This is a genomic window from Rhodothermales bacterium, assembly GCA_017643395.1.
Taxonomy (GTDB): Bacteria; Bacteroidota; Rhodothermia; order Rhodothermales; family UBA10348; genus JABDJZ01.
Genome location: JAEPNP010000004.1, coordinates 196,833 through 215,250 on the forward strand (window position 1 = coordinate 196,833; position 18,418 = coordinate 215,250).

The window sequence follows — 18,418 nt, forward strand, 5'->3', positions numbered from 1 at the left end:
GGGCTTTCTCCGACACGGATCAGGTGTGATTTTGCGCTCTCGGGGATGTTGTTGCCCGAGTCAAATTTCCTGATCTACCTCTATGCGTCACGTCTTCCGGGCCCTGCTGGCGGTGGCCCTGTTCTGCGCTTCCGACCTGGCCGCTCAGTCCACGGCCGAACAAGTGACATCGCTGACCGACCAGGGTCGCGACCTGCGTGGCTCCGATCCCGCGCAGGCCGACTCCCTGCTTGCGAAGGCGATCCGCCTGGCCGTCGCGGCAGGCGATTCGGCCGGAGTGGCCCAGGCGTTGATTTATGTCGGCAATCTGCGCTACTTCGAAGGCGCGTTTGAGCAGGCGCAGGGGCTGTACTTCCGTGCCTTCGACGCCGCAGAGGCTGCCGGCGCGGGAGGGATCCGGGCCCACGCCATGAACGAGATGGGCACGCTCTATCGCCGGCAGGGCGATCTGGACAAGGCCCTCGAGTACTTCGTGCAGGGCCTGGAGGTGTCCCGCGCCGCCGCCGACAGCGTGCAGATCGCGAACTCCATGAACAACATGGGCATCGTGCACGACAACCAGGGAGATTTCGAGCAGGCCATGCAGCTGTTTTCGGAATCGGCGGATATGAAGCGCGCCATCGGCGACGTGAACGGATTGACATACAACCTGGACAACATGGGCATCACGTCGTCGCGCCTGGGCCGGTTCGCGCAGGCGGAGCAGTACTTCCGGGAAGGTGCGGCGCTTCGGGAGCAGCTGGGCGACCGGCTGGGCTACGCCATCATCCTCAACAATATGGCCGGCATGTTTCTCGAAAGGGGCCAAACGGGCCGTGCGCTGACCGAATACGAAAAAGTACTGCCGGTGTCACGTGAGCTCGCGTATGCCGACTTCGAGCGTCACATCCTCGAACAAATGGCCCGCGGATTTGAAGAGCAAGGTGATTGGCAGGCGGCACTCACCCACCAGAAACTCGAACGCACGCTGGCCGACAGCCTGTTCAACGAGGAGCGCAGTCGTCAGATTCTGGCGATGCGCGAGGAGTTTGAGACCGAGCAGAAAGAGCAGACCATCGTCCTCCAGGAGGCGCGACTGGAGCAGCAGTCGGCTGCCCTTCAGCGGAACTACCTGCTGCTGGGTTTTGCCCTCGCCGCACTCCTCGCACTGGGCGCTACCATCGCTCTCCAGCGTGCCCGTGCCGAGGCCCGGATCCGCGCCGCGCAGACACGCGCCACCATTGCGTCCGAAGACCGGGAGCGGCAACGCATCGCCGGAGATCTCCACGATGGGCTCGGGCAGCTGATCACAACCGCCAGGCTCTCCCTCGGTACTGAAACCGCCTCCCCCGCGGTCTTTGACGAGATGTATGACGAGATGCGCCGGGTGGCATTCAATCTCATGCCGGCCGCACTCGTCCGTGGCGACCTCCATGCCGCCCTCCAGGAGCTGGCTGCCCGCGTCCAGGCCGCAGGTGGTACCGTGCATGTGCATGCAGGAACCCTGCCTGACCTCGGGCCGGAGACACGGCACTCGGTCTATCGCATCGTACAGGAGTGGCTTTCCAATGCGCTGAAACACAGCGGAGCCAAGGAGGTCTTCGTACAGATCCACGCTGACGAGGGGGCGCTTGAGGTGACGATCGAGGATCAGGCCCCCGGATTTGATCCGGCCACCCTCGAGGCGGGTTCCGGTCACGGCTGGCCGAACATCCAGGCGCGCGCACGCGCGATCGGAGGCACGGTGCGCGTCGAGAGTACTCCTGGAAGGGCCGGCACCACCCTGCATCTCATGGCAACACTCGTCGAGGCGCGCGAAGCTGCATGACCGAGCCGGCGATTCGTGTGATGCTGGCAGACGACCACGGTGTTCTCCGTGAGGGTCTCGCCGCACGGCTGGGGGCAGAGACCGACCTGTCGGTCGTGGCTTCTGTGTCCTCGGGCCAGGGAGCGCTCGACGCGCTGGCCGGCACGCACGTGGACGTACTCGTGAGCGACCAGTCCATGCCTGAGATCGATGGGCTGACGCTGGCCCGGGAGGTCCGCAGGCTGTATCCCGACACGGCGGTGCTGATTCTGACCATGCACGAGGATGGCTATCTGCAGGAGGAGGCACGCCGGGCGGGAGCTCGCGGTCTGGTGCTGAAACGAGCACCGGTTTCTGAGCTGGCGTCCGCCATCCGCACGGTCAGCAGCGGCGGAGAGGTGTTTCCCGCGAAACCCCCGGACACGCCGACTGCGCTGCTGAGCCCCCGCGAGCGCCAGGTGCTCAAGCTGGTCGTCGCAGAGCAGTCCAACCTCCAGATCGCCGAGACGCTTTTCATATCGGTGCAGACCGTGGAGACACACCGGAAGAACATCTTCCGAAAGACCGGCGCGGGGTCGCTTGTGGGGCTGGTCAATTTTGCCCACGCGAACGGACTGCTGCAGGAGTAGGCCGGCGACATGGGTGCCGGGACCAACCTACCGGTGCGTTCGCGTGCTGGCCTCGGCGACTCCCGGCAAACCGGTCAGGGCCTGGAGAAACGATTCCGGAGCCTCCAGAAACGGCAGATGCTTCGTGCCCTCTAGAACCACGAGGCGGCTCTGCGGCACGGCGGAAGCCATGGCCTCCATCGCGCCCCGGTACCCGTCCGACTCCCCCGCGATGAGCAGCACCGGGCACTTCACCTCAGTGAGCCGATGGCCGACCTGCCATCCGGGCAAGATGTGCTGGAACCCCTGGTTGAAGGCGCGAGCGGAGAATTGCGAGGCGTCCAAGGGGCCCCAGACCGCATCGCCCGAGAAGAATCGAGGCCACCGCTCGCGATAGAAAGCGCCGACCGAGCGATCGTCCGGCAACGTTGGCGGCTTCATGCTCACCGGACCGGGGCCGGTGCACACCAGGACCAGAGCGCTGAGTGCATCCGGATGCCTCAGCGCAGTCTCCAGGGCGATGAATCCGCCGAACGAGTGACCGAGAAGGACCGGCGGATCCGGCTCGGTGGCCAGCGCCTCAACCGTGGCGTGCACCCAGGCGTCCATGCTCACCTCGTCCCCGGCTCGAGCGCCGTGTCCGGGCAGGTCGGGCACCTCGAAGCGAGCAAGCACGGAGTGACGCATGTATCCGCCGTCGATCCCCGGCCCGCCGTGCAGGCAGATCATGTCAATTGGACCAGGGAGGCACCACGCCATTCATCCTCGCATAGGCCACCAGCTGTCCGAGGTGCTCATGCAGGTGTGTAGACGTCAACATGAGGTAGCCCTGACCGCTGCCGGGAGTGCCGAACAGATCCATATCCTGAGCCAGGCGCTCGTCCGAGATGGCCTCGGTACATGCCCTCAGGTGCACAAAGGAAGCGGCAAGCACGGTCTCGGTCTCCGGCCTCCCGTGGGCGGTCTCAAACGCCACCACGGAGCTGTAGTCGCCGGTGAATCCGGTCTCGGCGGGCGGCTGGCAACCCATCTGCGTGAGCATCCAGTAGTTGGTGCCAGCAATGTGGCGAATCACCTCCTCGACCGACCGCACACCCTCCGCGGGCCGCCAGGCATACTGGTCGTCGGTGAGCACTTCGGCAAGCCCGATGACCTTGTTCTGGGCTATTTCGAAGGAGGCGATGGTCTCTTGCCGAAAGTCCATTTGCGCCATGGCGCCGTTTGCGACAAAGAGCAACAGCAATAGTCCGAAGGCCTGTTTCATGGGGCGGTCGTCTGTTTCTTCAGAAGACCAGTGTACACCACCCGCCTTCCCGATTGCATGCCCTTTGACGCCCCCCGCGTTTCCGGACCCGTCGAGCGTCTGTTCGTCGTCCTCGGCGACCAGCTGGACTACCAGTCCGAACTCATTCACGGACTGAGTGAACACGATGCGGTGCTGATGATGGAGGTTCGGGAAGAGTCGGAGCACGTGGTCACGCACCATCAGCGCACCGTGGTCTTCCTTTCGGCCATGCGCCACTTCTGCCAGCACCTGCAGCGCGAAGACATACGCGTGGAGTACGTGGCGCTGGACGACGACGACAATACGCATTCATTCGGCTCCGAATTGGAGCGGGCCATCGACCGGCTGGATCCGGCAAGCGTAGAGGTAGTGCGTCCCGGGTCGTGGCGTGTGCTGGACATGCTCAGTGATGCAGCTGACGACCTCAGCGTGCACGAGGACCCGCACTTCCTCTCCACTCCGCAGGACTTCGAGGACTGGGCCAGCGGTCGAAAGGCGCTGACCATGGAGTACTGGTACCGCGAGATGCGCAAGCAACACGGCATCCTTGTTTCCGGGGACGGCAAGCCCGAAGGCGGCGACTGGAACTACGACAAGGAAAACCGCAATGCGTTCAAGCAGGCCCCCAAGCCGCCGGCGCCGTGGACCGCCGATGCCGACGAGATCACGACTGAAGTGCACGAGCTGGTGGGCGAGATGCTCGAGCTCGAAGGTGCCGCTGAATTGCCGAGATGGCCCGTAACCCGCCAGCAGGCCCTGTACCAGCTCGATAGCTTCATCAAGGGCTCGTTGCCGGATTTTGGACAGTGGCAGGACGCGATGTGGACTGGCGATGCGCTCCTCTGGCACTCCCACCTCTCGCCGGCACTGAACCTGAAGCTGCTGACGCCGCGAGAAGTGGTGGATCGTGCCGTTGATGCCTACCACCGCGGCGATGCACCGCTGAATTCCGTCGAAGGCTTCGTGCGCCAGATCATCGGCTGGCGCGAGTTCATGCGGGGCATCTACTGGACGCAGCGCAAAGACTACCGGGATCACAACCGGCTTCGCGCCCGCCGCGAGTTGCCGGAGGCCTACTGGACGGCGGACTCCTCTATGCGATGTGTGCAGGAGGCCGTGCGTCCGGTTCTGACGATGGGCTATTCGCACCACATCCAGCGACTGATGATCACCGGCAATCTGGCCCTGACAGCGGGGGTGCACCCCGGCGCGGTTCGAGACTGGTACCTGGGCATGTTTGTCGACGGCGTGGATTGGGTGACGACGCCCAACGTGGTCGGCATGGCCCTGTATGCGGACGGTGGTGTGGTCGCGACAAAGCCCTACGCGGCCGGGGGCGGTTACGTCAATCGCATGAGCAACTACTGCTCGGAATGCCGCTTCAACCCCCGGAAACGGACTGGCCCCGACGCCTGCCCGCTCACCACCCTCTACTGGGATTTCCTCGCCCGAAACAGGGACGACTTCGAAGACAACCACCGGATGGGCCTGATGCTGAAGAACCTGGACCGCATGGAGGCTCCCGAACTCGAGAAGGTGCGGGATCGCGCCGGCGAGGTTCAGCGCGCCCTGTAGACTTGTCCGCCAGCGGACAGCGGGTGCCCGAAACCGTGCGTTATGCTGGTCAGAATGGGTGTTTTGTCGACGCCACGGCAATGGCACATGCCTTGCAACCGTTGTCCGGACTCACCTGACCGGGGAATACTGTGATCCGACACTACTTGCGCACGACCCTGCGCGTGCTGACGCGGCACGCCAGCTTTTCTGCCATCAACCTGACCGGACTCTCGATCGGCATCGCTTCGGCCCTGCTGCTCCTGCTGTTCGTGCAGAACGAGGTCACCTTCGACCAGGCGCATGACAAGGCAGACCGGATCTACCGGGCGTGGCTGCTGGAGGAATACGGGGAGGATCAGGTGCACTTCAATACGACCACGCCGGTCCGGCTGGCCACCGATCTGGCCACACACATTCCTGAGGTGGAGGCCGCGGTCCGCTTCGACCGGTTCAACGACACGGTGCGCCGGGGCGCGTTCAGTCAAAACGAGTCGCTCTTCCTGGTCGATGAGCAGTTCCTGCAGGTCTTCGATTTCCCGGTCGTGAGGGGCGAGCGCTCCTCCATGCTCTACGGCCCGGAAAACATTGTGCTTACCGAGAGCGCCGCAAGCCGCTACTTCGGACAGGCCAACCCACTGGGCGAGACGCTGTCCCTGGACTTCAGCGGGAATCCCAGACAGTTTCAGGTCTCGGGCGTGCTGGAGGACGTGCCGGAGAACTCCAGTCTGCAATTCGAATTCCTGGTGCCCTACCCGGTCGCGGATTGGTTCTACCCGGACGAGGTGATGACGGCGTTCATGATGGTCTCTCCCGAGACCTACGTGCTCCTGAGTCCCGGTACCACGCCGGCCGACCTGGAGGACAAGATCCAGGCGATGCTGAACTCGTTGCTCGGAGACCGGGTGGAGCCGGGTCAGTACCAGGTCGGCCTGCAGCCGCTGCTCGACATCCACACAAACCCCGAGTTTCCGCAGGGCTATTCCACCGTCATCAATCCGATGTACGTGCGGGTGCTGCTGGCCCTTGCCCTCCTGATTCTGGCGGTCGCGTCCATCAACTTCGTCACGCTGTCCGTTTCGCGGTCGTTGGCTCGGGCCAAGGAGATCGGCGTGCGCAAGGTCATTGGTGCAGACCGGGGTCAGCTGATGGTTCAGTACTGGGGCGAGGCGCTTGCGATCACGGGGCTCTCGCTTGCAGCCGGGGTTCTGCTGGCCCGACTCTTCCTGCCCGCATTCAATGGTCTGGCCCAGCGCGAACTCGTATTGGCAGCGACCCCGGGCACATTCGCCCTGCTGGCGGGCATTTTCGTGGTCGTGGGTCTGTTGGCGGGCCTCTACCCCGCCCTGGTGCTCTCCCGGTTCTCGCCCATCGATGCGTTCCGCGGCAAGGTCTCGGGCAACGAGAAGAGCGCTGTGCGACGCAGCCTCGTGGTCGCGCAGTTTGCCCTGTCCATCCTTCTGATTGCCTGTACGCTGGTGATCGGCCGGCAGTTGGACTACCTCCAGGAGAAAGACCTCGGCTTCGACCGTGAGTCCGTGCTTACGGTACCGACGCTGGTCGGAGCGGTCGACGGCAAGGCCCTCGCCGAACGGCTTCGTTTCCAACTCGAAGGCCGGTCGGACGTCAAGTCGCTGACCGCCGCGGCAGCTCTCTTTGATCAGAATGGCTGGGGTCGGGTGGGCTACACGGCGAACGACGGGAGCTACCGACGCCATTTCGTCAACGTGGTCGATCACGACTTCATGCGCACGATGGGGCTTCGGTTGGTGGCCGGCCGGGACTTTGACCGCAGCCAGCCGGCAGACGGGGAGCGCGCCGTCATCATCAACGAGGCGTTTGCGCAGGCCTACGGCTGGGACACACCGCTCCTGGAACGCCTTCCCGGCAGCGACTTCATCGATCACGAAATCATCGGCGTCGCCGAGAATTTCCACTATGCCTCCCTGCATCAGGAAATTCAGCCCGCGCTGTTTGTGCTCGGACCCAACGTGGCTTTCTCAGGGGCGTCCGATTTTGATTACGGCGGATCCTTCGCCGCAGACATCGCGATCCGCCTCGAAACCAACGATCTGCCGGCTACGATCTCTGCCATCTCCGACGTGTGGTCGGAAGCCGCACCGGAGATGCCGTTTGCCTACAGTTTCGTGGATGAAGCGCTGGACCAGCAGTACCGCCAGGAGGCTCGCCTCTCCAGCATGGTGACGATTGGCGCCCTGCTCTCCATCCTGATCGCCGGCCTTGGCCTGTTTGGACTGGCCTCGCTATCGGTAGCCCGTCGCACCAAAGAAATCGGCCTGCGCAAGGTGCTCGGAGCCTCAGTTGCCGGCATCGTTGGCCTCTTCACCAGGGAGTTCAGCACGCTTGTCCTGGCCGCCTTTGTGATCGCCGCGCCGCTGGCATGGCTGGGGATGGAGCGCTGGACCGAGTCCTTTGCCTACAGGGCGGACATCGGCCTGGTCCCCTTCGCCCTCGCCCTTGCGGCGGCGCTCGGCATCATGCTCGCTGCGGTGAGCTCCCAGGCCATCCGGGCCGGACTCGCCAATCCGGTTGACTCCCTTCGGGACGAATAGGAACTCCTGCGGGCGATGGGGTCTGCAGTGACCCCATCGCCCGGGAGATTGCCTTATTCGTAGCGCAATGACCTGACGGGATTGGCCCGGGCGGCACGCACTGCGTGGACGGCCACCGTGCCCAGCGCGATGGTCATCGCCATGGCGGCGGCACCGACAAACACCAGCGGGCTGATGGGTGCCCGGAAGGCAAAGGCCTCCAGCCACTGATTCATGGCGTACCACGCGAGCGGGGCGGCAATCACGCTGGCCACCGCGACCAGTACGGCGAATTCGCGGGAGAGCAGACCGGTCACTCCGGCCACCGAAGCCCCGAGCACTTTGCGAATGCCGATCTCCTTGGTTCTGCGGCCGACCGTCAGGATGGCCAGGCCGAACAGACCCATGCAGGCGATGATGATCGCCAGCAGCGAGGAATACGTCACCAGCTGCTGCCAACGCTGTTCGGTGGCGTACTGCGACGCCAGGTCTTCGTCCACAAACGAGTACGCGAAGGGGCTGTCAGGGACCAGGGCCTGCCATGCGTTTTCCACCAGCGCCAACGAGCCCTGCACGTCATCGGGCTGGATGCGCACCAGCAATGCGCCCATGAAATTGTAGTAGTTGGGGTGCATGTTCATCACCAGTGGCTGCACCTCGTTGCGCAGACTCTGGAAATGAAAGTCCTTCACAACCCCAATGACCGTCGGGGACTCCTCGTAGATGAAGCTCAACCAGTTGTCCATCACATGACCAATGGGGTCTTCGATGCCGAACTCGCGCACGAGCGCTTCATTGACCACAATGGAGCCGGTTGGGTCACCTGGAAACTCCTCCGAGAAGAAGCGCCCCTCGGCCATCTCCATGTCCAGCAGGTCGAGGTAGTCGTATCCGACTCCGAAATTGTAGGCTGAACGCGGCGTTCCGCTGGCGTCGGCCCAACCATTACGATCGGAACCGCGTGTGAACGTGTAGCCACTGCGTTCGACATGCGTCACCTGCTCGTACGGAAGCAGCTGGTCTTTCATGCCGGCCAGCACACCTTCGGCGGCCGAGCGTGGTACCCCGTTGGCGTTGATGGCAATCACAAAGTCCTCGTTGAAGCCAAGGTCCTTCTCCAGCATGTAGCGGAGCTGTCCGGTCATAATCACGGTGGACGCAATCAACCCGATGCCGATGGTGAACTGCAGCACCACCAGACCCTGAGTCAGCAGATTGTTGCGTGGCGACGAGACGGCACCCTTCAGCACCGAAGCGGGCATGTACCGGGAGAGAACAGCCGCTGGATACCCCCCTGCCACCGTTCCCACGACCATGACCAGCAGCACCAGGGCGGCCAGAATCAGGATGGGCGACACGTTGCCAACGGCTACATCCACTCCCGTCAGATTGTTGAAGGCCGGCAGCATGGCGAGGGCCACGAAGAACCCCAGCACCAGCGACACCGTTGCTGCCACGAATGACTCGCCCCAGTGCTGACGCATGATCTGGGAGCGATTGGCGCCGAGCACCTTGCGTACGCCTACCTCTCTGGCCCGAATCGTCGACTGGCCGACCGAGAGGGTCATGAAGTTGATGCAGGCGATCAGCAGGATGAGTGCACCAATGCCCATGAGCACAAAGGAATAGACCGGATTGTGCTGCTGGGCCTCATAGGGCACCCAGACATCCACGTTGCGGTGAACGTCTACCAGCGGCTGCAGTCTGAGCGCGTACGACCCGTCCGTCGTGGCCATGCGCTCTGCATTCCGCATGCCTTCCACGTAGGAGGCAAACTGTACGTCCGTGAACGGTGGGAACGCCGCCTCCAGGGAAACGGGCGTGGCCCCTTCGCCCAGCAACACGTAGGTGGAGGTACGGCCGCCCCAGTTGTTGCCCCCGACGTAGATGTTGTCATAGTTCTCGAAGCTGACCGCGATCTCGAAGCTCAGACTGGACGTGGCTGGAAAGTCCTCCACCACGGCCGCCACGTTGAAATCGTAGGTGCCGTCATCGGTGGAGGTCGAAATCACCTGCCCCAGGGCGAGCGACCAGTCTCCGTCTCCCGCGCCAAAAACCGCCTCGGCCACCTCGCGGGTGATCACCATGGAGGATGGGTCTGCGATGGCCGCACGCGCATCGCCCGCGAGCACCTCAAACGAGAACATGTCGTAGAAGTCGGGGTCGATTTCGGCAAACTCATACCGGAACGAGCGATCCCCTACCTCAAAAACTCGCCCACTGGCTACAAACCGCGTGGAGGCTTCGATCCCGGGAAAAGCGTTATCCAACTCGGGCGTAAAGTCAGGCGGCATCATCGCCTGCACCTCGGTGTCCCCGCCGGGCGTCTGGTACTCGAGGTAGACCCGGTAGATGTCGTCCTTCTGCTCGTGAAAGCGGTCGAAACTCCATTCGTGGTGCACGAGCAAGAAGATCAATGAACAGGTGGCCATGCCCACGGCAAGGCCAACGACGTTCAGAATGGCGTACGTGCCGCCGCGTCGGAATCGACGAAGGGCAACTTTCAGGTAACTCTTGAGCATGATTCTCGCCTGCCAGATATGAGGTTGGACCCGCAGGGAGGACGGGGTGAATACAACCTATGGAAGAAACAACGTTAGTGCTAATTTTTTAGCATTTCAGGCCGTGGGGGCCCTGGATTCGCCTACCGGCACCTCGCGCCGAAAGGTGATCGGCACCATTTCGCCATCCGGCGGCCCGATCTGCACCAGCTCCCAGTCTCCGGTTTCGTTGGCCAGATAACTCTTGAGCAGGTCGACCTTGTCCTCGCTTCCGAGCACGGCCGGCCACGGAAAGGATTCGATGCGATAGGTCATGGCTCGTTTCTCGCCGTCCACCGTCAACTCCAGGTCGACCGTTTTGTGTTTGTGCAGGTCGGGGATTGGGATGCAGATCGTGCTCATGGTCGATGGGGTTTATTCATAGCGAAGGGCGCGTACGGGATCGACAGTCGCCGCCCGAATCGCCTGGTAGCCGACCGCTGCCCAGGCAGCACCCAGCGTGATCGCGAGGGCAAGGAGAAAGCGGGTCCAGGGCATGCCCGGCGAGGCGGCAAATCCTTCGATCCACCATTGCACGCCCGCCCACGTCAAGGGAGTCGCGACCACAAAGGCGATGCCTACCAGGACCAGAAGGTCACGAGACAGGAGGGCCACCATGCCGGGCACGGAGGCACCCAGCACCTTGCGAATACCGATCTCCTTGGTGCGTCGCTCGGCGGCCAGCGCGGCCAGGCCGAAAAGTCCGAGGCAGGCGATCAGCATGCCCACGATGGAGAAGAGTCCCAGCAGCGTTGCCAGCCTGTCTTCGGAGCGGTAGAGAGCGTCAAACTGCTCGTCCAGAAAGCGGTATTCAAAAGGACGACCCGGATTGAAGGCCTTCCACGCATCCTCCAGGCTCGCCAGGGCTTCCGGGACCGGCCCTGGAGCAAGCCGGGCGGACGCCCAGTCGTAGTAGTACGACTCGGGCAGGATGTGGAACAGAATGGGGTCCAGGCTTCTGTGAAGCGAGTTGTACTGGAAGTCACGCACAACGCCGACCACTTCCCCTCGCTTGTCGATGTGGCCGTTGAACCAGACACCGAGATCGATCTGCTGACCCACGGCCTGCTCGGGGCTCCATCCGATGCGGGCTGCGGCAGACTCGTTGAGCAGGAATGCGGCAGAAGCGTCGGTCGGGTACTCCCAGGAAAAATCCCGGCCCGAAACCACCTGCAGGCCGTAGGTCTCCACGTAGTCCTGGTCAACCGTCAGGACCATCAGGTTCACGCTGTCCAGCGGTGCCTGGACGGGCCGCACGACCCAGTCGTGAATGCCGTCCCCCAGCCCGGGCATTCCAGACGACGCGGTCGCGTACTCGACCGCCGACAGCGCCCTCCAGGAATTCAGCAGAGACTGACTCTGGTACTGATTCTCCAACTCCCGGAACGGCACGATCACCACGCGCTCCTTGTCGAACCCGAGTCGTTCGCTGCGCACATAATCGAGTTGGCGCTGCACAACACCCGTGGTCACGATCAGTGCGATCGCAATCACGAATTGGGCCACCACCAGACCACGCCGCAGCACGGATGCCGAGTGTGTACTGTCTCCAACCAGGCCACGCACGGCCCTGGATGGTGCGAGCCGTGACAGCAACCAGGCCGGATAGGCACCCGCCGCGGTCGAGACGATCATCACCGTGCCCAGCGCAAGCAGGGGCATCCACGGCTGGAGTGCCAGCCCCGTCGCAATGTCCTTGCCGCTCAGCCTGTTGAATGCGGGCAGGAGTGCTTCCAGGAGAACCAGAGCGAGGACCACCGCCGCGGCCGACTGAATGGCGCTCTCCAGCCAGAACTGACGCAATAGCTGCCAACGGCCGGCTCCCAGTGCCTTGCGCGTGCCCACCTCGCCGGCGCGAACGAGCGTCCGTGCTGCCGCCAGGTTGGTGAAGTTGGCGCACGCCACGGCCAGGATGAGCACGGCGATGATCGAAAACAGGTAGACGTACGTGATGTCGCTGCTGGGCCCAAGCGTTTGCTGCATGGGTGCCCGCAGCCTGAGGTCACCCAGGGGCACGAGGTCGATGGTTCGGGTAGAGGCTCGAACCGGTCCCAGGCGACTCTCCGAGAACGCCGGCAGGCCGGCGCGAACGGCGCCTGCATCCCCCGAATCCCGCATCAGGCCGAAGGTGTAGAGCGGCGGATGGTCCCAATTGCGGGGATCCTCGATCCAGGTGCCATAGAGCGTGCGCATGCTCGAGAAGGAGGCAAGCACGCCGAACTGGAGGAGCGTTTGGCGCGGCGGGTCCTGGATAACGGCAGTTACCTCGAAGGCGTGCGTGCCCTCATCGTCCGTGCCAAGTAGGGTTTGTCCCAGTGCGTCTTCCCCCCCGAAATAGCGTCTGGCAGCCGACTGGGTCAGAACCACGCTGAACGGCCGCTCAAGGGCGGTCTGCGGTGATCCCTGCTCGAACCCGAACGTGAACACGCTGAAGAACGTGGAATCCACGAAGAGCATGCCCTCTTCCTGCACGGCTTCCCTGCCGTCGGCCTGGAGCAGCATGTCCTGAGGCAAGACCCGGACTGCGTCCTCCAGCTGCGCGAAGTCTTCCTTCAGCGCCAGCGCCAGCGGCCCGTAGGTGGTGCCTACGCGCAGCGGTCCATCCGCGGAGGGCCATTCCTCCACAAACTGCACGATTCGATCTGCGTGTTCGTGACCCCGCTCCCACCCCAGTTCATCCGTGACGAACAGCAGTATCAGGCCACAGCACGTCAGGCCGAGCGTAAGCCCGAGCACGTGAATGGCGGCGTTCCCCGGGTGTTTTCGGACCCGGCGAATGGCCGAACGTATCTCTGCGCGAACTACCCCATCGCCGTGTCTACCTCGTATTCGCGCTCCACGCGACCGTCAAGCAGCTCCACCACCCGGTCACCGTAGGCCGCGTAGTCCTCATTGTGCGTCACCTGCACTATGGTGACGCCCTCCTCCTGATTCAGCTGCCGGAGCAGCGTCATGATTTCGTCCCCCTGCGTGGAATGCAGGTTTCCGGTCGGCTCATCCGCGAGAATGAGTTTGGGTTGGATGACCAGGGCCCTGGCCACGCCGACCATCTGCTGCTGCCCACCGGAAAGCTGGCTTGGGAACAGATCCTTCTTGGCGACCATGTTGAACCGGTCCAGGGCGTCGGCCACGATGCTCTTGCGCTCGGCACCCTTGATCTTGCGATAGAGCAGGGGCGTCTCGAGGTTCTCGTAGACGGTCAGATCGTCGATGAGGTGGTAGGCCTGGAAGACGAAGCCGATGTGCTCCCGGTGCAGTTGGGTCTTCCTGCGCGCACTCATGCGGTGCACAGGCTCATCGAAGAAGTGATACTCCCCGCTGGTGGGCTCATCCAGCATGCCCAGGATGTGCAGCAGCGTGGATTTGCCGGAGCCGGACGGCCCCATGATCGACACAAACTCCCCCTGCCGGATCTCGACGCTCACACGACGCAGCACGTGGCTCTGGGTGAGCCCGTGGTCGTAGGACTTGGTCAGGTTTTCAGTGCGAATTACGGGGTCGGCCATCTATTCGTAGCGCAGGGATTTGACGGGGTCGGCAAGGGCAGAGCGCAGGGCGTGGTACGATACCGTCGACAGAGCGACGAGAAGCACCAGGGATCCGGCGATGGCGAACTGCCAGGGTGTGAGGTTGACCCGATAGGCGAATCCGTCGAGCCAGCCGCTCAGGGCCAGCCATGCGGCCGGCGCCGCCAACAGCGTTGCGATGGCCACCAGGACTGCGAACTCCCGTGAGACGAGACCGGCCAGACCCGGCACGGTGGCACCAAGCACCTTCCGGATTCCGATTTCCTTGCTGCGTCGGGTCACGGTCAGCGAAGCCATGCCGAACAGCCCAAGACAAGCCACCAGGAGTGCAATCAGAGCGGAGGCCTGCACCATCTGAGACCAGCGCTCGTCATTCTCGTAGGCGCGCGCCACGTCCTCGTCCAGGAATGTGTAGGTGAACGGCACTTCGGGGGCGAACGCCTGCCAGGCCCCCTCTGCAGAAGCGATTGCGTCCTGAACGCGGCCCGCGGCCGGACGGACAAGCACATAGGCCATCCACTCACCGGCCATGAAGAACATGGTCGGCTCCACATCGGAATGGAGCGACCTGAAGTTGGAGTCTCTCAGCACCCCGATGATCTCCGGGTCTCCTTCCTGGCCAACAATGCGTTTGCCCAGTGCTTCTTCGGCGGTCCACCCCCAATCCGCGGCGAACGCCTCGTTGATGAGCGCCGAAGACGAGTCGGCGGACCGGGCTGCGTCGAATCCTCGGCCGGCCACCAGCTCCATCTGCAGCAGATCCGTCAGCCAGGCATCGATGGCGTATTCGTAGGCCCGTTTTTCGACGCCATCGACCATCCAACTCGACGAGGAGGACCCGCGGTTCAGACTGAGCGAGATGCCGGCAACGCCTTCCACGTCAGACCGGGTCTCCAGGGTGTTCCTGAGGTGATCTCGAAGCGCGAACTCATCCAGCCCGGAGGTCGGCAGGACAAAGACCTGCTCGGCGTCATAGCCGAGGTCGCGGTCCTGGAGGAATCGGAGCTGCGCCTGCATGACGAGTGCTCCGGATACCAGAGCGACCGAGGCCGCAAACTGTACCAGAAGCAGTCCGCGTGACAGTGTGTTGCCTCCGGAGATCCTGAACCGACCCCGCAGGGCCTCCACCGGGCGATGCCGGGAGACTACCAGTGACGGATAAAAGCCCGCCGCGAGACCGGTAAGCCCGGCCACGCCCACCATTGCACCCAACAGCCAGGGTCTGGCCAACAGATCCAGATGCAGCTCCTTGCCCGACAACTGGCTGGCGGCAGGAGCCAACGCCTGCGCCAGCACCAGGCCTCCAACCAGGCCGAGGGCGGCCATGAACACGGCCTCTCCGCCGAACTGCGCGGCGATTTCCGCGCGACGGGCCCCAAGCGCCTTGCGCACGCCGATCTCCGATGCGCGGGTCGCGCTCTGGCCGATGGCAATCAGCGTGAAGTTGATGCACGCGAGAAGCAACACGAGGCCGGCGATGCCCAAAAGAATCCAGGAGTACCGCGGATCCGATGTAGGCACGAATGCGGCGCGCACGTCACTGCGCAGGTGCAGCTCCTTCAGGGGTGTCAGGGCAATCCCCGACGGATCGCCCTCCCCCGTCCACCATCCCACCTCACGGCCGCGCTGGGCGCGGTCCGGATAGAATGTGGTCCACAGGCCAGCGGCCCGGGTCTGCGCAGCCTGCAGATCGGTGCCCTCCTTGAGCAGAGCGTAGACCGGAAACGACGAAGAGCGCCAGTTATCCACCCGTGAGGCGATCCAGTCGTACACCAGTGGGGTCCGTTCAAACGGGAGGAGTACCTCAAACGGCAGATGCGTGCCGGCCGGAGCCGGGTACACGACCGCCGAGACAGTGGCCGTCTCGTACGATTCCTGGAACCGAATCTCCAGGGTCTCCCCGACGACATCGGTCCTGCCAAAGAAGCGGTCCGCAGCCTCGGTGGTCAGCACCACCGAACCAAGGTCTTTCAGGGCCGAAGGCAGCACCCCGGAAGCCGCCTGGTAGGTAAACACGTCGAAAAACGTGTCATCTGCCCACAGCACGGGCTGTTGGTGCATGACGCCCTCAACTCGGACCACGACCTGGGAGTCGCTGAACCGTACCGTAGCCTCAACATCCGCATGCTCGCGGGCGAACGCCTCCGCAAATGGATACGGATGTTGCGGCTGCTGCTCCGCGATGGACCCGTCGGGCTCGAAATCCACATCGTCGACCCGCACGATACGGTCGAGATGCTCATGCCAACCGTCATAGGAGAACTCGTCGGCCACAAAGAGCACGATGAGCGTCGTGACGGCAAGCGCCACGGACAATCCGAGCACGTTGATCGCCGCATACAGGCGCTGCTTGCGCACGACGCGCAACGCCTGTACCACATAGTGCCGAATCATCAGACCGCGTAGGTCTTGGACATGAAGTTCTCGGTCACCACGTGCCCGTCGAAGAGGTGGATGGTGCGATGACTGTATTCGGCGTCCGCCGGCGAGTGGGTGACCATCACGATCGTCGTGCCCGCCTCATTCAGTTCGGTGAGCAGCTTCATCACCTCCTCGCCGTTGGTCGAATCCAGATTTCCGGTGGGCTCGTCAGCAAGGATCAGCGCCGGGTTGGCCACGACTGCGCGGGCAACGGCGACACGCTGCTGCTGACCGCCGGACAGCTGCTGCGGAAAGTGGTCTTTCCTGTGCATGATCTGCGTGCGCTCCAGCGCTGCCGAAACCCGCTCGCGACGCTCCTGGGCCGACACGCCGAGGTACAGCAGTGGAAGCTCCACGTTTTCGTAGACCGTGAGCTCATCGATCAGATTGAACGACTGGAAGACGAAGCCGATGTTGCCTTTTCTCAGCTGAGCGCGCTGGCGCTCGGACAGGGTGGCCACTTCGGTGCCGTTAAAATCGTAGCTGCCCTTCGACGGGCTGTCGAGCAGTCCGAGAATGTTGAGCAGGGTAGACTTGCCGCATCCGGACGGCCCCATAATGGAGACGAATTCGCCCGGAGCGATGTCGATGGAGACGCCGTTCAGGGCCGTCGTTTCCACCTCATCAGTGCGGTAGGTCTTCGACAGATTCGAAGTCTTGATCATGGGTGTATAGGGTTGATGCCCCTCTGGGCGTTATTCCAGAATCAGTCGGTCTGCGTCTCCGAATGAGGCATAGCTGGATGTGATGACCCGGTCCCCTGGCTCGAGGCCGTCCATGACCTCCAGGAACAGCGGGTTCTGGCGACCTACGGTGACGTCCCGCCGAACGGCCTCCCCATCGGAAGTCAGGACGTAGACCCAGCTCCCCCCGGTCTGCTGGGCGAAGCCGCCGCGCGGAAGCAGCATGGCGTCTGCCGAGTCACTCATCTCCAGGCGGAGACGAATGGTCTGGCCACGGCGAATGTCGGGCGGCGCCGGACCCGAGAATTCGAGATCAACCTCAAACTCACCGTTGGCGACTTCGGGGTACACACGTGTGACCCGCATGTCGTACTCCACTCCAGCCACGGGCAGGGTGGTCGCGGATTGTCCAGCTTGCACGCGTGCGATGTAGAACTCATCCACCCCTGCACGGACGCGGAAGCTCGTGAGTTCGTCGATCTGGCCCAGCCTCGATCCGGGTGTATGGATCTCCCCGAACTCAACGTTCAGGGACGTCAACTGGCCCCCGATGGGCGCGCGCACGATCAGGTTGTCCAGAATGCGCTGAATGACGTCATAGTTGGCGTCCATGCGTTGCACCGAGGCCTGCATCTGCCCCAGTTGACTCGCCATGCGCAGCGAATCGGCCCGGTAGCCGTCCAGCGTCAGCTGCTTGGTGCGCAGGTAGTAGTTGTACTCGTCCGCAACCGTATCGAACTCCTGCTGCGAGATCAGCTGCTTCTCGAAGAGCTCCTGATTGCGCGCATAGAGCTTCTGCAACCTCTGGATCTGGTAGTCCATCTCAGCGATTTGCTGCCGCAGGTTGAGTGCATTCTGCTCCATGCGGAATTGAGTGTCCTGCACCCGGTTGATCTGCTCCATGCGCTGGGCGTCTGCGTTGATCAGCCGCAGCTGCAGGTCGTTGTTGGAGAGGGCCAGGAGCGGCTGACCGACAGTCACCTGGGTGCCCTCCAGAACGTAGATCTCCTCGACGCGGCCCCCTTCCACGGCGTCCAGGTAGACCGTGCGACTGGGCTCGACGTTGCCGGTGACCTGAGCGTATTCCTGGAAGGGCCCGATTTCGACGGTCGAGATCGTCAGCCGCTCTGCAGGAACGCGAAGCTTGCGCCCTCCCATGGACGACTGCACCGCGTACACGAGCAACAGAATGACCAGGAGTGCCACCACGGCGCCCGCGATCCGCGCCGGTGTGAACCGCTTGCGGGCAACACGGCGGTCTGACCCTTCGCCCGTCCCCCGGTCACCGGAAGGACGTCCAGGCCCTGGGTTGACCGGACCGGACCCCACCTTGCGGGTCAGGATCGAGGCAGATGAGGTGTTGGGCTCCATGAACGAGGGGCTAAGTGGTGATGAGACAGCACGGGTCCCTGTCCCGTTTGCAAGGCGTGTGCCATGTGGCCTGTAGGCCGTTCAGAGGGGG

The 18,418-nt window shown here is 63.4% G+C and carries 13 protein-coding genes; 4 read left to right on the forward strand and 9 right to left on the reverse strand.

Going from position 1 to position 18,418, the window contains the following annotated elements; all coding sequences use genetic code 11:
* Positions 1–82: 82 nt before the first annotated feature.
* Positions 83–1,807, forward strand: a complete 1,725-nt coding sequence (locus JJ896_13510; GenBank protein MBO6780665.1) for a tetratricopeptide repeat protein — start codon at positions 83–85, stop codon at positions 1,805–1,807.
* Positions 1,804–2,415, forward strand: a complete 612-nt coding sequence (locus tag JJ896_13515) for a response regulator transcription factor (protein MBO6780666.1) — start codon at positions 1,804–1,806, stop codon at positions 2,413–2,415. The genes JJ896_13510 and JJ896_13515 overlap by 4 nt, the downstream gene beginning before the upstream one ends.
* Before the next feature lie 27 nt (positions 2,416–2,442).
* On the opposite strand, the gene JJ896_13520 is transcribed toward JJ896_13515, so the two are convergent.
* Positions 2,443–3,123 carry an alpha/beta hydrolase gene (locus JJ896_13520; GenBank protein MBO6780667.1) on the reverse strand — a complete coding sequence of 227 codons (681 nt, stop codon included), beginning with the start codon at positions 3,121–3,123 and terminating at the stop codon, positions 2,443–2,445.
* 1 nt (position 3,124) lies between these two features.
* Positions 3,125–3,658 carry a DinB family protein gene (locus JJ896_13525; protein ID MBO6780668.1) on the reverse strand — a complete coding sequence of 178 codons (534 nt, stop codon included), beginning with the start codon at positions 3,656–3,658 and terminating at the stop codon, positions 3,125–3,127.
* A gap of 57 nt (positions 3,659–3,715) precedes the next feature.
* Here JJ896_13525 and JJ896_13530 point away from each other — a divergent pair, with 57 nt between their 5' ends.
* Entirely contained in the window at positions 3,716–5,254 is a 1,539-nt protein-coding gene (locus JJ896_13530; protein MBO6780669.1) for a cryptochrome/photolyase family protein, read from the forward strand.
* Between the two features lie 131 nt (positions 5,255–5,385).
* The gene (locus tag JJ896_13535) at positions 5,386–7,806 is read left to right on the forward strand and encodes an ABC transporter permease (GenBank protein MBO6780670.1); all 2,421 of its coding nucleotides are present in this window, start codon (positions 5,386–5,388) and stop codon (positions 7,804–7,806) included.
* A gap of 53 nt (positions 7,807–7,859) precedes the next feature.
* On the opposite strand, the gene JJ896_13540 is transcribed toward JJ896_13535, so the two are convergent.
* From JJ896_13540 to JJ896_13570, 7 genes are all read right to left on the reverse strand, one after another.
* Positions 7,860–10,307: an ABC transporter permease gene (locus JJ896_13540; protein ID MBO6780671.1), complete on the reverse strand. Its 2,448-nt coding sequence runs from the start codon at positions 10,305–10,307 to the stop codon at positions 7,860–7,862.
* Positions 10,308–10,403: 96 nt separating this feature from the next.
* Entirely contained in the window at positions 10,404–10,688 is a 285-nt protein-coding gene (locus tag JJ896_13545) for a hypothetical protein (GenBank protein MBO6780672.1), read from the reverse strand.
* Between the two features lie 12 nt (positions 10,689–10,700).
* Positions 10,701–13,061, reverse strand: a complete 2,361-nt coding sequence (locus JJ896_13550; protein MBO6780673.1) for an ABC transporter permease — start codon at positions 13,059–13,061, stop codon at positions 10,701–10,703.
* A 65-nt stretch (positions 13,062–13,126) separates the two neighbouring features.
* A complete protein-coding gene (locus JJ896_13555) occupies positions 13,127–13,831 on the reverse strand; it encodes an ABC transporter ATP-binding protein (GenBank protein MBO6780674.1) in 705 nt (234 codons plus the stop codon).
* Positions 13,832–16,246 carry an ABC transporter permease gene (locus tag JJ896_13560; protein ID MBO6780675.1) on the reverse strand — a complete coding sequence of 805 codons (2,415 nt, stop codon included), beginning with the start codon at positions 16,244–16,246 and terminating at the stop codon, positions 13,832–13,834. It lies immediately after the preceding gene.
* A complete protein-coding gene (locus JJ896_13565; protein MBO6780676.1) occupies positions 16,246–16,938 on the reverse strand; it encodes an ABC transporter ATP-binding protein in 693 nt (230 codons plus the stop codon). Before JJ896_13565 ends, JJ896_13560 begins: the two co-directional genes overlap by 1 nt.
* Before the next feature lie 30 nt (positions 16,939–16,968).
* Positions 16,969–18,327, reverse strand: a complete 1,359-nt coding sequence (locus tag JJ896_13570) for an HlyD family efflux transporter periplasmic adaptor subunit (protein MBO6780677.1) — start codon at positions 18,325–18,327, stop codon at positions 16,969–16,971.
* Between the last annotated feature and the right edge of the window lie 91 nt (positions 18,328–18,418).

What these genes read in the sequence shown, in the direction of transcription:
- JJ896_13510 (MBO6780665.1), top strand. Translation starts at nt 83, where the DNA reads ATGCGTCACGTCTTCCGGGCCCTGCTGGCGGTGGCCCTGTTCTGCGCT.
- JJ896_13515 (MBO6780666.1), top strand. Translation starts at nt 1,804, where the DNA reads ATGACCGAGCCGGCGATTCGTGTGATGCTGGCAGACGACCACGGTGTT.
- JJ896_13520 (MBO6780667.1), bottom strand. Translation starts at nt 3,123, where the DNA reads ATGATCTGCCTGCACGGCGGGCCGGGGATCGACGGCGGATACATGCGT.
- JJ896_13525 (MBO6780668.1), bottom strand. Translation starts at nt 3,658, where the DNA reads ATGAAACAGGCCTTCGGACTATTGCTGTTGCTCTTTGTCGCAAACGGC.
- JJ896_13530 (MBO6780669.1), top strand. Translation starts at nt 3,716, where the DNA reads ATGCCCTTTGACGCCCCCCGCGTTTCCGGACCCGTCGAGCGTCTGTTC.
- JJ896_13540 (MBO6780671.1), bottom strand. Translation starts at nt 10,307, where the DNA reads ATGCTCAAGAGTTACCTGAAAGTTGCCCTTCGTCGATTCCGACGCGGC.
- JJ896_13545 (MBO6780672.1), bottom strand. Translation starts at nt 10,688, where the DNA reads ATGAGCACGATCTGCATCCCAATCCCCGACCTGCACAAACACAAAACG.
- JJ896_13555 (MBO6780674.1), bottom strand. Translation starts at nt 13,831, where the DNA reads ATGGCCGACCCCGTAATTCGCACTGAAAACCTGACCAAGTCCTACGAC.
- JJ896_13560 (MBO6780675.1), bottom strand. Translation starts at nt 16,246, where the DNA reads ATGATTCGGCACTATGTGGTACAGGCGTTGCGCGTCGTGCGCAAGCAG.
- JJ896_13565 (MBO6780676.1), bottom strand. Translation starts at nt 16,938, where the DNA reads ATGATCAAGACTTCGAATCTGTCGAAGACCTACCGCACTGATGAGGTG.
- JJ896_13570 (MBO6780677.1), bottom strand. Translation starts at nt 18,327, where the DNA reads ATGGAGCCCAACACCTCATCTGCCTCGATCCTGACCCGCAAGGTGGGG.